Consider the following 12,907-nt stretch of genomic DNA (forward strand, 5'->3'; position numbering starts at 1 on the left):
GTCATGCTCTAGACTGAGCCCATGCCCGATGAACTCCAGCTCCTGGGACGAGCCGTCAAGCAGGCGCAGTACCGACAGCACCGCGCCCTGGACAGCCGGCTCGCCGCCGTCGGCGCCACGCTCGCCCAGTGGGACGCCCTCCGGGCGATCAGCGAGTCACCCGGGGCCACAGGCCGCGCACTGGCGGCGGCCACGTTCCAGAGCGAGCAGGCGTTCGGCACACTCGCCGGGCGCATGGTGGCGCTGGGCCTGATCGAGCGCCGCCCCGGCGGCGGGCGACGCATCGAGCACCACCTCACCCCGTCCGGCGAACAGGTCCTGGCGGCCGGCCACCGGATCGCGGACGAGGTCCTCGCCACCTGCTTCGCCCCCCTGGACGAGACCGACCGCGCGACGCTGCTGAACCTGCTGCGACGCGTGACGGCCGACGCGGACCCGGACGCCTGACCCGAACGCCCGGTCCGGATGCCTGGCCCGGAGGCCGAAGCCGCCGCGCGGACAGTAGGGCTCGGCCCTTCGGGGCGGTGGCGATCGAGCCGGCCAGTACGGTAGGGGTGTGGAAGCAAGTGAGACGTCGCTCGTGGACCGCGTGCGCAACGCCGGCGGTGACGGGACCTGCCCGCAGCGCCTGGTCATGGAGCACGTCACCAGCCGCTGGGGCACCCTGGTCCTGATCGCGCTGCTGGAGCGCTCGTACCGCTTCGGCGAACTGCGCCGGGAGATCGGCAGGGTCAGCGAGAAGATGCTGACCCAGACCCTGCAGACCCTGGAGCGCGACGGCCTGGTCCACCGTGACGCCAAGCCCGTGATCCCGCCCCGCGTGGACTACTCCCTCACGGACCTCGGCCGCGAGGCGGCCGACCAGGTCCGGAGTGTCGCGCAGTGGGCGGAGCGGCGGGTGACGGCGATCCAGCGGGCCCGCGAGGAGTACGACGCCGCGAAGTCGTGACCGCGACAGGCCGTCCGGTCGGCCAACCGGACGACAGACAACGAGGCCCAGGTCGTCGACCTGGGCCTCTGGTGTTTCCCCGGCGGTTTCCCGCCGGGCCTCACGCGTCCTGGGGGTTGGGACTGCCGAGCAGTTCCGACGCGTTCTGGAGCGGTGTGAGGACGTACTGGGGTGTCGCCTGGGGGTGGTCGTGGCAGGTGAAGCCGAGGCGGGCCATGGCCCGGACGACCTCTCCGCCGGTGAAGTCGCGGCGGTCCTGCCGGGTGATGATCTCGCCGACCTGCTTCACGGGGTAGCGGCGGCGGCCGATGGTGACGGACTCACCGGTGATCAGCTCGGGCGTGACGCCCTTCATCGAGTCCAGCACCCCGTTCCTGGTCAAGTCGAACGGGTAACGGGCGATGACACAGCGCATGATGCCTCCCAGGGAGGAGAAGGGAACGGGGACCGGAGGGAAGAGACGGGTCAGCGGGAGCGGGGAAGGACGTCCCGGAGACGGGACCGGTCCGTGTAGGCGGAGCTGTCCCGGAAGGCGGAGAGCCGGGTCCGGGAGACGGCACCCGTGCACTGGTCGTCGCCGTCGCACAGGAGGAGGTACTCGACTCGGGCACTGGCCATCAGGGAGAGGGCCACCTCGACCGTCATGTCGTCGAAGACCCGGGGCCCGGACGCGGCGCCGGCGTCAATCCTCTTCGCGGGAGCGGGATCCGCGCGGTGTTGCAGCATCCGAACCGGTGTCAAGAAATGTCTCCTGCCGAGATGGGTGAGCTTGCTGGTCGAGCTCGTCGCGGTCGTCGGGATCGTCGAGGTCGTCGAGATCACCGCGATCGCCACGGTGAGCGGGGAGGCCTCAGGCCTCAGGCCGCCGGATCGACGGCGGGCCGCTGCCGCGTCGTCGTCCTGCGTCGGCCCGCCTCCGCCGAGGGCCGGCCGCCCTGCCCGCCCCGGCCGCGACTGCCCCGGGAAGCGGAAGAGGTGCCCGCGCGCCGGGGACGCTTCTCGGCGGCCGGTGCGGTGATGACGACCGGGACGCCGGACGGGGCCTGGGCGCCCGTGATGCGGCTCAGTTCCGCCTCGCCCGAACGCACCGGGGTGATCCGGGGGGAGATGCCGGCCGTGGCCATCAGCCGGCTCATGCCGCGCCGCTGGGCGGGGGTCACCAGGGTGACCACGCTGCCGGACTCGCCGGCGCGGGCGGTACGGCCGCCGCGGTGCAGGTAGTCCTTGTGGTCGCTGGGCGGGTCGACGTTGACGACGAGGTCGAGGTTGTCGACGTGGATGCCGCGCGCGGCGACGTTGGTCGCCACCAGCACCGTCACATGACCGCTCTTGAACTGGGCGAGGGTGCGGGTGCGCTGCGGCTGGGACTTGCCGCCGTGCAGGGCCGCGGCGCGCACGCCGCTGCTGAGCAGGTGCTGGGTCAGCCGGTCCACCGCGTGCTTGGTGTCCAGGAACATGAGCACCCGGCCGTCGCGCGCCGCGATCTCGGTGGTCGTGCGGTGCTTGTCGGCGTCGTGCACATGGAACACGTGGTGCTCCATCGTGGTGACCGCGCCGGCCGACGGGTCGACGGAGTGCACCACCGGGTCGCTGAGGTAGCGGCGGACGAGCAGGTCGACGTTGCGGTCGAGGGTGGCGGAGAACAGCATCCGCTGACCGTCGGTGCGCACCTGGTCGAGAAGTTCGGTGACCTGGGGCATGAAGCCCATGTCGGCCATCTGGTCGGCCTCGTCGAGGACGGTGATGGCGACATCGGCGAGGCGGCAGTCGCCGCGGTCGATGAGGTCCTTCAGCCGGCCCGGCGTCGCGACGACGATCTCAGCGCCGTTGCGCAGCGCACTGGCCTGCCGGCCGAGCGACATTCCGCCGACGACGGTCGCCAGGCGCAGCCGCAGGGAGCGGGCGTACGGGGTGAGCGCGTCGGTGACCTGCTGGGCGAGCTCGCGGGTCGGGACGAGGATGAGGGCGAGCGGCTGGCGGGGCTCGGCACGCCGGCCCTGCGTACGGGCCAGCACGGCGAGGCCGAAGGCGAGGGTCTTGCCCGAGCCGGTGCGGCCACGGCCGAGCACGTCACGGCCGGCCAGGGAGTTCGGCAGGGTCGCCGCCTGGATGGGGAACGGCACGCTCACACCCTCGTGGCCGAGCGCGGCCAGCAGCGGTTCCGGCAGGCCGAGGTCGGCGAACGCCTCGACGGCGGGCAGTGCGGGGGTGATCGTCTTCGGCGGCGCGAATTCGCCCTGGAGTGCGGCCGGGCGGCGTCCGTGGCCGGCGGAGCGGCGCGGAGCGCTGCCTCCGAAACGGCTGCCCGCCGAGCTCGCGAAACGGTCGTATGTGCGGTTATTTCGTGCACGATTCATGCAGAACCTTCCTTGTAGCGGGCGCGTGACAAGGAATTCCGCAGCTGGAGGAACGGCGCAGAGAATCGCGAGAACGTGCCGAAAACGGGGTGGAGAGGAGGAAGAGCGAGAGTGGAGCGCGGGGAGGAATCACCCGGAAACGAAGCGAGCTGGGGCCCGCACCCCAAGGTGCGGGCCCCAGCTGCGAAGTATGCGTCAGCGCCGATGATCAGGCGGGAACGATGTTCTCGGCCGTCGGGCCCTTCTGGCCCTGAGCGATGTCGAACGACACCTTCTGGCCTTCCTGGAGCTCGCGGAAGCCCTGGGCGGCGATGTTCGAGTAGTGGGCGAAGACGTCGGGGCCGCCGCCGTCCTGCTCGATGAAGCCGAAGCCCTTTTCCGCGTTGAACCACTTCACGGTGCCGGTTGCCATCTTGAATCTCCTTCGGGACGGTGCTCGGAGTTCCGCACTGTGCGGACTCCGGTCGCCGTGATGATCAACCCGTCGGAAAACCTCTAGGCAACCACAACTGCAACTGAGTCGACAGTAGCACGCCGTGATCGGGCGGGGCGGGAAAAATAATTCTGCGTGATCTCCCGTTTCGGGAATATTCATCGATCGCCGCGCCGATTTCACGCTTCTTGCCAGTTCGCGAGAACCGATCACACGGCGTCTGTCGCCAGTGTCACTTCGGGGCGTCCGGCCGAGGGGGCGCCGGTGGCCGGGCGGTGATCACCTCCGGCCGGACGGCGCCGCGGGCGCGCGTCGGTGGCGGGCAGGGCGAAGTCGACGCCCTTGCGGCATGGCGTGGCCGCCGGCTCCCGGCAGCCCAACGGCGGTGTACGCAAGGGGGGTTGTGCGACGTCAGCGCCCGCCGTCCGAGGGCCGTGGCCCGGCGTGGGCTTCGTCGCCGTCCTCGTCCGTGCCGCCCCCACGGCCGTCGTCCGGTGCGGTCCACGGAATCGGGATCGACGGAATAGCGTTGAAAACGGGTAGATGTGAACATATCCGCACCTCGATGCGGCGGAGAGCTCGACGAGAGCGAGATGAGCGGTCATGGAGGAGACGGGTTCCGTCCGGGACGTCGTCGACGAGGCGCTCACCGCGCGCGTCACCGTCGACGAGCACGGCACCGTGACCGGGTGGAACGACGGCGCCGAGGTGCTGCTGGGGTACCGGGCGGGCCAGGTTCTGGGCCGGCCGGCCGTCGCCCTGCTCGCCGAGGAGCCCGCCGCACCCGAGCTCCCGCCGTTCGACCGACTGCCGAGATGGCACGGAGAACTCGCCCTCAGGCACCGGGACGGTCACCGCGTCGAGGCCCGCGTACTGGCCCATCACAGGACGCCGGAGTCCGGCGGCGGGGAATGGCTGGTGCTCTCCTCCCTCACCGGGCGGGAACCGCCGCCGTCCGGCGAGGATCTGGTGGGCTGGAGCTTCGCCCAGTCCCCGTCCTGTGCGCTGGCGCTGTACGACAGCGGGCTCCGGCTGCGGCGGGCCAACGCCGAGATGGAACGCTCCGTGGGCCTCACCGAGGGTGACATGCGCGGGCTGCGCGTGCCGGAGATCGTGGACAACGAGACGGGCCGGCTGGCGGAGCAGGACATGACGCAGGTCCTGGCGACCGGCCGGCCGCACTACCGCGAGAACTATCTGCGGGCCGCCGGTGAGCCCCGGGAGCACGCCTGGTCGGTCGTCCTGGCGCCGCTGAGGGACTCCGGCGGCCGGACCCGGGGTGTCTGTCTCACCGCGCACGACATGACCGAGCAGTTCTGGGCCCGCAGGCGCCTCCAGCTGATCGCCGAGGCCGGCCGGAGCATCGGCAGCACCCTCGACGTGACGCGGACGGCACAGGAGCTGGTGGACGTGGCGGTGCCCGACCTCGCCGACTTCGTCAGCGTCGATCTGCTGGCCTCCCTCGACGGCGGAGGCGGCGGGGACGGCGGGGACGAGGAGTACCGGGCCACCGGGTCGGGCGGCGCCCTCGTGCTGCGCCGAATCGCCCACCAGTCCGTGCTCCCGGGGGTACCCGAGGCGGCCGTCGCCCCGGGCGGGACGGACGAGTACCCGCAGGGCTCCCCGCCGACCGAGAGCGTGCGGTCGGGGCGGGCGCAGCTGTACCGGATGACCGATTCCGCGATCGTCGACTGGGCCGCCCAGCACCCGCTGCGCGCCGCCCGGATCCGCGAGTTCGGCTTCCACTCGGTGATGACCGTGCCGCTGACCGCGCGCGGTGGCATCCTGGGCGTCGTCGTCCTCGTCCGGCACCTGCACCCCGACGCCTTCCAGCGGGACGACCTCGTGCTGGCCGAGGAACTGGCCGCCAGGGCGGCCGTCTGCATCGACAACGCCCGGCGGTACACCCGTGAACGCGCCACGGCCGTCACCCTGCAGCGCAGTCTGCTGCCGCAGCGGCTGCCGGAGCAGCTCGCGGTGGAGGTCGCGTACCGCTACCTCCCGGCCGGCTCCCGGGCCGGGGTGGGCGGGGACTGGTTCGACGTGATCCCGCTGTCCGGAGCCAGGGTGGCGCTGGTCGTGGGCGACGTCGTGGGCCACGGCATCCACGCCTCCGCGACCATGGGACGGCTGCGTACCGCCGTGCGCACCCTCGCCGACATCGATCTGCCGCCCGACGAGCTGCTCACCCATCTCGACGACCTGGTCGCCCGCCTGGCCGGCGAGGTGTACGGCTCCGACTGGACCTTCGAGACCGGCGGAGGGGGAGGGAGCGGCATGCCCCTCTCCGCGGGCGACGTCGGAGCGACCTGCCTGTACGCCGTGTACGACCCCGTCTCGCGGCACTGCACGCTCGCCCGGGCCGGGCATCCGCTCCCCGTCGTGGTGAGCCCGGACGGCACCGTCGAACTGCTCGACCTCCCGACCGGGCCCCCGCTCGGCCTGGGCGGACTTCCCTTCGAGTCGGCGGAGATCGAGCTGCCGGAGGGCAGTCTGCTCGTCCTCTACACCGACGGCCTGATCGAATCCCGTGAGGCGGACATCGACGACGGCCTTTCCCGGATGTGCCAGGCGCTCACCCGCCCCGCGGCCTCCCTCGACGTCGTGTGCGACACGGTTCTCGGCGCCGTCCTCCCGCAACGGCCCTCCGACGACGCGGCCCTGCTCGTCGCCCGCACCCGGGCGCTGGACTCCACCCGGGTCGCGGTGTGGGACGTCGCCCACGATCCCGCCGCCGTCGCCGAGGCCCGCAAGAACGCCGTCGGGCGACTGGAGACCTGGGGCCTGACCGACGCGGCCTTCGTCACCGAACTGATCGTCAGCGAGCTGGTCACCAACGCCATCCGGCACGCCGAGGCGCCCATCCAGCTCCGTCTCATCCACGACAGAAGCCTGATCTGCGAGGTCTCGGACGCCAGCAGCACCACGCCCCACATGCGCCGCGCCCGTACCTACGACGAGGGCGGCCGGGGCCTGCTCCTGGTCGCGCAGCTCACCCAGCGCTGGGGAACCCGCCCCTCCGCCAGGGGCAAGACGATCTGGGCGGAACAGGACGTGAGTTCCGGGAGACCGTGACGCCGCCGGAACGGCAGCGCTCACACGCCGTCGTTCACACGCCGTCGTTCACACGCCGTCGTTCACACGCCGTCGTTCACACCTCGTCCGAGTGGGCGTGGTCCTCGGTGGCCGATTCGCTGGTGGCGAGCCAGGAGCGGGCCGGTTCGGCCGTGCGTGCGGTGTCGATGGTCAGGTGGAGCCGGGTGCCTCCCTCCTGACCGGCGGGGTAGCTGCGCTGCTCGGACGAGGCGAAGCAACGGCGGAGCACCTCGGCGACGCGGCGGGCGACCTCAGGGGTCGCGGCGACGATGCGGACTTCGGCGTTGCCCTCCGAGGGCAAGGGCTCTTGATCCACGCGTACCTCCTGCGAGGGGCGGCGCCGGGCGAACGCGGTTGCTCGCCGCACACGTCCGGCCCCTTCCGCAGTCTATGGCGGCTTCGCAACTCCCTGCCCCCGAACCGGGGCCCCGGTGGTCACGCGGAGTAGTCAAGGAGTACGGGGGAGTACGGTGGGGGCGCGGGGATCCTTCGTACACCGGTGTCCAGACCGGTCTCGTCCTCGCTCCGTGCGACTGGAAACGCCCGCCCAGGCCCGCGACTTCCTCCCTTGCGCCTCCCTTACGGAGCAGACATGACCACCGCACTCCAGCCCCCGCCGCCTCCCTCCCACCCCCTCCTCCGTCTGACCCTGGCGCCCCACGGCACGATGCCCCGGCCCATCGACGGGGCGTGGTGGCCCCGCTCCTACGACCTGCTGGCCGAACTCCCCCACCTCCTGAGCGGGTTGCCGGCGGCGTGGGGCCAGATCACCAGGGTCACCGTCAACGGGGCGAAGTGGTCCGCCGTCCCCGGCCGGATCCTCGTCTGCAACCAGGTCGTACGGCTGTCCAGGACCCTGACGTCGTCCGCCCCGCACACCATCGTCCTGCTCGCGCCCGGCCGGGGCCGCTGGGATCTGGTGGTCGTGCCGCCCGACACCACCGAACAGGCCGCGAAACCGCTCATGGCGGCGGCGGGCCACGCCTGAGTGTGACGGTCCCGGCGCGCCCTGGTTCGGTTCGGGTCCTCGGGAACCGTGCTCCTGGGCATGAGGTTTCCGGTGCCGGGGTGCGCGCGGTCCGCGCGACCGCCCTGCCGCCGAAGGCCGTTGGGGCGCCGTGAACCACACGGCGAGCACCGGGCTTCCGCCGCGTGCCGTGCGTCGGGCCGGGGGCCGGGATCCTCGCCGACCTGGCCTCAGGGTCCTGAGCCGACTCGGTCCTGCGACGCCGCCGGCCGGCCCGGCCAGGTGTCAGTGCGGGTGGCGCAGTCCCGCGACGAGGAGTCCGGCCAGCCGGCGTGCGTCGTAGCGGGGATCGTTCTCCGCGCCGATGCAGAGGTTCCCGACGCCGCGCATGAGCTGGTAGGCGCCGATGCCGGAGCGGATCTCGTCGGCGGCGGTCGCGGCGTCGAGCAGCTCGGCGCACACGGGTACGAGGCGGTCGAGGAAGTAGGCGTGCAGGGTCTCGAATCCGGCGTTGTCGGACTGGAGCACGGCGGCCAGTCCGTGCTTGGTGACCAGGAAGTCGACGAAGAGGTCGATCCAGCGCCCCAGCGCGGCGTGCGGGGTCGGGCCGGCCGCCAGCAGGGCCGGACCGGCCTCGGCGCAGGCCTCCACCTGGTGCCGGTAGACGGCGATGACGAGATCGGCCCGGGTGGGGAAGTGCCGGTAGATCGTGGCCGTCCCGACGCCGGCCTCGGCCGCGATGTCGCGCACCGGCGCCTCCACGCCCGACGCGACGAACACCCTGGCGGCCGCGTCGAGCAGGGTCTCCTGGTTGCGCCGGGCGTCCGCCCGCTTGGGCCGGGGCCCGGACGGGGGCCGGGCCGGGTGCCCCGCGCCCGTGTCGCCCGTGTCGCCGCCGTTCATCGTGTCGCTCCCTCCGCCGCCGAGCGGGACAACCCTACCGACCTTGCTAAGCGGGACAGTGTTCCGTATCGTCAAACGGGACGTTGTTCCGTTTGTTGGCGATGCCGTTGAGGAGACACAGTCATGCAGTACCGCACCTTGGGCCGCACCGGTGTGCAGGTCAGCTCCCTCGCGCTCGGCGCGATGAACTTCGGCGCGATCGGGCGCACGGGCCAGGACGAGGCCACCGCCCTCGTCGACGCGGCACTCGAGGCCGGGATCAACCTCATCGACACCGCCGACATGTACAGCGCCGGCGAGTCGGAGGAGATGGTCGGCAAGGCCATCGCCGGCCGCCGCGACGACCTCGTGCTGGCCACGAAGGCGGGCATGCCCATGGGCGACGAGCGCAACCACCGGGGCAGCTCGCGCCGCTGGCTGGTCACCGAGCTGGACAACAGCCTGCGTCGCCTCGGCGTCGACCACGTGGACCTCTACCAGATCCACCGCTGGGACCCGAGCACCGCCGACGAGGAGACCCTCTCGGCCCTGACCGACCTCCAACGCGCCGGAAAGATCCGCTACTTCGGCTCCTCGACCTTCCCCGCCCACCGCATCGTGCAGGCCCAGTGGGCCGCCCGCGAGCATCACCTCGGCCGTTACGTCACCGAGCAGCCCAGCTACTCGATCCTCCAGCGCGGCATCGAGGCCCATGTGCTGCCCGTGACCGAGGAGTACGGGCTCGGCGTGCTGGTGTGGAGCCCGCTGGCCTCGGGCTGGCTGTCGGGCGCGATCCGCGCGGGCCGGCCCGTCACCACCAGCCGCTCGACGTTCATGCCGGAGCGCTTCGACACCGCCCTCCCCGCCAACCGGGCCAGGCTCGACGCCGTCGAGCGGCTGGCCGAGGTCGCCGACGAGGCCGGTCTGACGATGATCCAGCTCGCCCTCGGCTTCGTGACCGCCCACCCGGCCGTGACCAGCGCGCTCATCGGCCCCCGCACCCTGGACCACCTGAACGCGCAGCTCGCCGCCGCCGACACCGTGCTCTGCGCCGACGTCCTCGACGCGATCGACGCCATCGTCGCCCCCGGCACCGACCTGGCCGCACACGAGAAGTACGACACCCCGCCCGCGCTGCTCGACCCGGCACTGCGCCGCCGCTGACCGAGAGGGACGACGACCCCATGACCCACCCGACCCCGACCCGGCCCAGCTTCGGGATCATGACCGCCCCCATGCAGGTCGACTACCACGACGTCCTGCGGGTCTGGCGCGAGGCGGACGCCGTCCCGGAGATCGAGCACGCCTGGCTGTTCGACCACCTCATGCCGATCGGCGGCGGACGGCCCTGCCCACGAGGTGGACCCTGCTCTCCGCCCTCGCCGCCCACGATCGGCCGAGACCCGGCCGAGATCACCCGCTCCGTCCACCTGCCCGTCTCCTACGACCGGCCCGAGGACACCCGGAACGCGATCGGCGAGGCGACCGCCGCCGGCTTCCACCACCTCGTCCTCGGCCTGTCGGCGCCCTACCCCGCCGACGTTGCACGGTGGGTCGCCGACGAGCTCATCGACACGTAGCTTCAGCGCGGCGGATCCTGCTGTTCGGCGGGGAAGAGGATCGGGCTGAGGAGGTAACGGGAGCGTTCCCGCGTGGGCCGGTTGGCGAGAAGCGGGGCGATGGCGGTCTGCAGGGCGCCGATCAGTGCGACGAGTTCCTCCCGGCTCAGCCAGACCGCGTGCTGCCGGTAGCCGACGAGGTCGTCCACCGGATCGCTGCCCTCGCGCTCCAGATAGCCGCCGAACTCGGCGACCAGGGCGGCCATGGCGGCGGCGAACGCCCACTCGTGCTGCCGCGGAGTGAGCGCACGCGCGGTGTCCGCGTCGATGCCGGCGTGTTCCTGTCGCAGCCTGTAGCGGCGTTCGACCGCCCCCCGCACTCGCTGCTCGTCGGCCACGTCGAGGATGCCGCCCGAGGTGAGCAGGTCGACGTGCCGGTAGACGGTCGCCTTGGACACGTCCGGGATCAGGGCGGACAACTGCCCCGTGGTGAGAATCCGCCCGCCGCGCAGCGCGTGGACCACGCGGAGGCGGACGGGATGCGTCAGGAGTTCCAAGGAGTCCATGACGCAACTTTCTCATGCATGCTACCTTTCTCAAACTTGCGAAAGGTAGGGGGTGGGGTACATGCCGAGTGCGGAGCGGACCGCTGTGCAGGTGGTCACGTGGGCCCGCGACGGCCGTTTCGCCGAGATCGCGGCACTCTTCGCACCGCCCTTGCGTGCCGCGCTGACCGCCGAGGCGCTCCGGACGGCCTGGCTCGCCGAGACCGCGGGCGCAGGGCAGCTGACAGACCTCGGTGAACCGTCGAGCGAGCCCCTGGGGCAGGACCTGACCCGGGTCACCGTGCCCGTGCTCTGCGAGCGGGGAGGGGGAGGGGGACGGGAGGGTTTCACCGTCATCATGTCGGTCGACTCCGTCGGCCTGCTGAACGGACTGCGCCTCGCGCCCCCCGACGCCCCACCGTGGACCCCGCCCGCCTACGCGGATCCCGACGCCTTCGAGGAACACGACGTCACGGTCGGCGCCGGTGCGCTCGCGGTGCCCGGCACCGTGTCGGTCCCGCGAGGCGACGGCCCGTGGCCCGGGGTCGTCCTGCTCAGTGGAGGGGGACCCTTCGACCGGGACGGGACCGCCGGACCCAACAAGCCCCTCAAGGACCTCGCCTGGGGGCTGGCGAGCCGAGGCGTGGCCGTGTTGCGCCACGACAAGGTGACCTTCACGCACGCGGCGGAGACGGCCGCCGCCGACGACCTCACCATGACGGGCGAGTACGTTCCCCATGCCGTGGCGGCCGTCCGCCTGCTCCGGATGACGCCGGGCGTCGACCCCCGCCGGGTGTTCGTAGCCGGGCACAGCATGGGCGGCAAGGTCGCCCCGCGGGTCGCCGAGGCCGAGCCGTCCGTCGCGGGCCTGGTGATCCTGGCGGGTGACGCCGAGCCGATGCACCGGGCGGCCGTCCGGGTCGTGGGCCGTCTTGCCGCGCTCGACCCCGGCCCGCACTCCGACGCGGCCGTCGCCGAGATCGCCCGCCAGGCCGAGGTCGTCGAAACCTCCCTCACCTCCGACACGCCGCGCCAGGACCTGCCGTTCGGCCTTCCCGCCGCGTACTGGCTGGACCTGGGCTCCTACGACCCGGTCGCCACCGCCGCCTCCCTGGCCAAGCCGCTGCTGATCCTCCAGGGCGGCCGGGACTACCAGGTCACCGTCGAGCACGATCTGGCCCTCTGGCGGGCAGGCCTGGCGGGACGTCCGGACGTCGCCATCCGCATCCACGAACCCGACGACCACCTCTTCTTCCCCGGCACCGGCCCGTCGACGCCCGCCGGATACACGGCCCGCCAGCACGTCGACGCGGCGGTCATCACGGACATCGCCACATGGCTTGGCATACACCGGTCTGGTACATGGACTACGCTTGGTACATGTCCATGAAGCGCACGAACGTCTACGCCGACCCCGACGACCTGGCGATCATCAAGGAGGCGGCCAAGCGTCGGGGGATAAGCGAGGCCGAGATCATCCGCCAGGGGATCCATCTCGCGGCCATGGCGAACCGCGTGTGGGACGAGCCGCTCTTCTCGCGCACGTTCGAGGGGCCGGGGCGTACGCCGTCCAAGGAAGAGGTCCGTGACACGGTCGCCGACGCGGTCCGCCGTGAGGCCGGTTCAGAGCCCGGAACCGCCGCGTGATCATCGTCATCGCGGACACGTCGGGTCTCCTGGCCGCCCTCGACTCGGCTCACCCCGAGCACGGGGCGGCGAACGAGGCGATCATGGCGGCCGGTCTCCTGGTCATGTCACCACTTCTGCTGGCCGAGCTCGATCACGTCGCCACCCGCGAGCTCGGGCGGGAGGCCGCCCTCGGCGCGGTCGACGACATCCGGCGCTGGATGAGCCGGGGCCGCGTCGCCCTGCCGGAGATCACGGAGGACCACTTGGCGGCGGCCCAGTCCGTCCGAGTCCGCTACCGCGCCCTCGACCTGGACCTCGCCGACGCCGTGAACGTGGCCCTCGCCTCCGACTACGACACCGACGCGATCCTCACCCTCGACCGACGCGACTTCCGTGCTGTACGCCCCTTGGGCCGCCACAAGGCATTCCGGGTCCTGCCCGACGATCTGCCGCTCTGACGCGCGCCCTGTACGGGTTCGGCGGCCGTCGC

The 12,907-nt window shown here is 72.1% G+C and carries 16 protein-coding genes; 9 read left to right on the forward strand and 7 right to left on the reverse strand.

The annotated features are described in order from the left end of the window. Nucleotides 1-21 precede the first annotated feature (21 nt). Together OG289_RS26930 and OG289_RS26935 are read left to right on the forward strand one after the other, a co-directional pair. The gene (locus OG289_RS26930; RefSeq protein WP_327316595.1) at nucleotides 22-447 is read left to right on the forward strand and encodes a MarR family winged helix-turn-helix transcriptional regulator; all 426 of its coding nucleotides are present in this window, start codon (nucleotides 22-24) and stop codon (nucleotides 445-447) included. A gap of 187 nt (nucleotides 448-634) precedes the next feature. After that, nucleotides 635-949 carry a winged helix-turn-helix transcriptional regulator gene (locus OG289_RS26935; RefSeq protein WP_327320814.1) on the forward strand — a complete coding sequence of 105 codons (315 nt, stop codon included), beginning with the start codon at nucleotides 635-637 and terminating at the stop codon, nucleotides 947-949. Nucleotides 950-1,049: 100 nt separating this feature from the next. Here OG289_RS26935 and OG289_RS26940 read toward each other — a convergent pair whose 3' ends face one another. The 4 genes from OG289_RS26940 to OG289_RS26955 all read right to left on the reverse strand — a co-directional run bounded on the left by OG289_RS26940 (nucleotide 1,050) and on the right by OG289_RS26955 (nucleotide 3,718). Then, nucleotides 1,050-1,364, reverse strand: a complete 315-nt coding sequence (locus OG289_RS26940; RefSeq protein ID WP_327316596.1) for an SCO5918 family protein — start codon at nucleotides 1,362-1,364, stop codon at nucleotides 1,050-1,052. Nucleotides 1,365-1,414: 50 nt separating this feature from the next. Then, nucleotides 1,415-1,690: a CBS domain-containing protein gene (locus tag OG289_RS26945; RefSeq protein ID WP_327316597.1), complete on the reverse strand. Its 276-nt coding sequence runs from the start codon at nucleotides 1,688-1,690 to the stop codon at nucleotides 1,415-1,417. A 116-nt stretch (nucleotides 1,691-1,806) separates the two neighbouring features. Continuing rightward, a complete protein-coding gene (locus OG289_RS26950) occupies nucleotides 1,807-3,306 on the reverse strand; it encodes a DEAD/DEAH box helicase (RefSeq protein WP_327316598.1) in 1,500 nt (499 codons plus the stop codon). 208 nt (nucleotides 3,307-3,514) lie between these two features. Continuing rightward, entirely contained in the window at nucleotides 3,515-3,718 is a 204-nt protein-coding gene (locus tag OG289_RS26955) for a cold-shock protein (RefSeq protein WP_030939356.1), read from the reverse strand. Between the two features lie 624 nt (nucleotides 3,719-4,342). Between OG289_RS26955 and OG289_RS26960 the strand changes: the two genes are divergently transcribed. Beyond that, nucleotides 4,343-6,814, forward strand: coding sequence for a SpoIIE family protein phosphatase (locus OG289_RS26960; RefSeq protein WP_327316599.1), 2,472 nt, complete (start codon nucleotides 4,343-4,345; stop codon nucleotides 6,812-6,814). A gap of 76 nt (nucleotides 6,815-6,890) precedes the next feature. On the opposite strand, the gene OG289_RS26965 is transcribed toward OG289_RS26960, so the two are convergent. Continuing rightward, on the reverse strand, nucleotides 6,891-7,151 hold the full coding sequence (locus tag OG289_RS26965) for a hypothetical protein (RefSeq protein ID WP_327316600.1): 261 nt from the start codon (nucleotides 7,149-7,151) through the stop codon (nucleotides 6,891-6,893). A gap of 276 nt (nucleotides 7,152-7,427) precedes the next feature. On the opposite strand from OG289_RS26965, the gene OG289_RS26970 reads away from it, so the two are divergent. After that, entirely contained in the window at nucleotides 7,428-7,823 is a 396-nt protein-coding gene (locus tag OG289_RS26970; RefSeq protein WP_327316601.1) for a DUF5994 family protein, read from the forward strand. A 264-nt stretch (nucleotides 7,824-8,087) separates the two neighbouring features. Here OG289_RS26970 and OG289_RS26975 read toward each other — a convergent pair whose 3' ends face one another. Further along, nucleotides 8,088-8,705 (reverse strand): TetR/AcrR family transcriptional regulator, encoded by a 618-nt coding sequence (locus OG289_RS26975; RefSeq protein ID WP_327316602.1) that lies wholly within the window; start codon nucleotides 8,703-8,705, stop codon nucleotides 8,088-8,090. 123 nt (nucleotides 8,706-8,828) lie between these two features. Between OG289_RS26975 and OG289_RS26980 the strand changes: the two genes are divergently transcribed. After that, nucleotides 8,829-9,848, forward strand: coding sequence for an aldo/keto reductase (locus tag OG289_RS26980; RefSeq protein WP_327316604.1), 1,020 nt, complete (start codon nucleotides 8,829-8,831; stop codon nucleotides 9,846-9,848). Between the two features lie 20 nt (nucleotides 9,849-9,868). Continuing rightward, nucleotides 9,869-10,264 carry a hypothetical protein gene (locus OG289_RS26985; protein WP_327316605.1) on the forward strand — a complete coding sequence of 132 codons (396 nt, stop codon included), beginning with the start codon at nucleotides 9,869-9,871 and terminating at the stop codon, nucleotides 10,262-10,264. Between the two features lie 2 nt (nucleotides 10,265-10,266). On the opposite strand, the gene OG289_RS26990 is transcribed toward OG289_RS26985, so the two are convergent. Beyond that, nucleotides 10,267-10,809: a helix-turn-helix domain-containing protein gene (locus OG289_RS26990; RefSeq protein ID WP_327316606.1), complete on the reverse strand. Its 543-nt coding sequence runs from the start codon at nucleotides 10,807-10,809 to the stop codon at nucleotides 10,267-10,269. 61 nt (nucleotides 10,810-10,870) lie between these two features. On the opposite strand from OG289_RS26990, the gene OG289_RS26995 reads away from it, so the two are divergent. The 3 genes from OG289_RS26995 to OG289_RS27005 are packed head-to-tail and all read left to right on the forward strand — an operon-like array spanning nucleotide 10,871 to nucleotide 12,875. Next, complete coding sequence (locus tag OG289_RS26995) at nucleotides 10,871-12,178, forward strand: alpha/beta hydrolase (RefSeq protein ID WP_327316607.1); 1,308 nt, start codon at nucleotides 10,871-10,873, stop codon at nucleotides 12,176-12,178. Then, complete coding sequence (locus OG289_RS27000; RefSeq protein WP_327316608.1) at nucleotides 12,169-12,435, forward strand: CopG family transcriptional regulator; 267 nt, start codon at nucleotides 12,169-12,171, stop codon at nucleotides 12,433-12,435. The genes OG289_RS26995 and OG289_RS27000 overlap by 10 nt, the downstream gene beginning before the upstream one ends. Further along, nucleotides 12,432-12,875, forward strand: coding sequence for a PIN domain-containing protein (locus OG289_RS27005; protein WP_327316610.1), 444 nt, complete (start codon nucleotides 12,432-12,434; stop codon nucleotides 12,873-12,875). Before OG289_RS27000 ends, OG289_RS27005 begins: the two co-directional genes overlap by 4 nt. Nucleotides 12,876-12,907: the final 32 nt, after the last annotated feature.

Origin of the sequence: Streptomyces sp. NBC_01235 (assembly GCF_035989285.1) — a bacterium.
Lineage (GTDB): Bacteria > Actinomycetota > Actinomycetes > Streptomycetales > Streptomycetaceae > Streptomyces.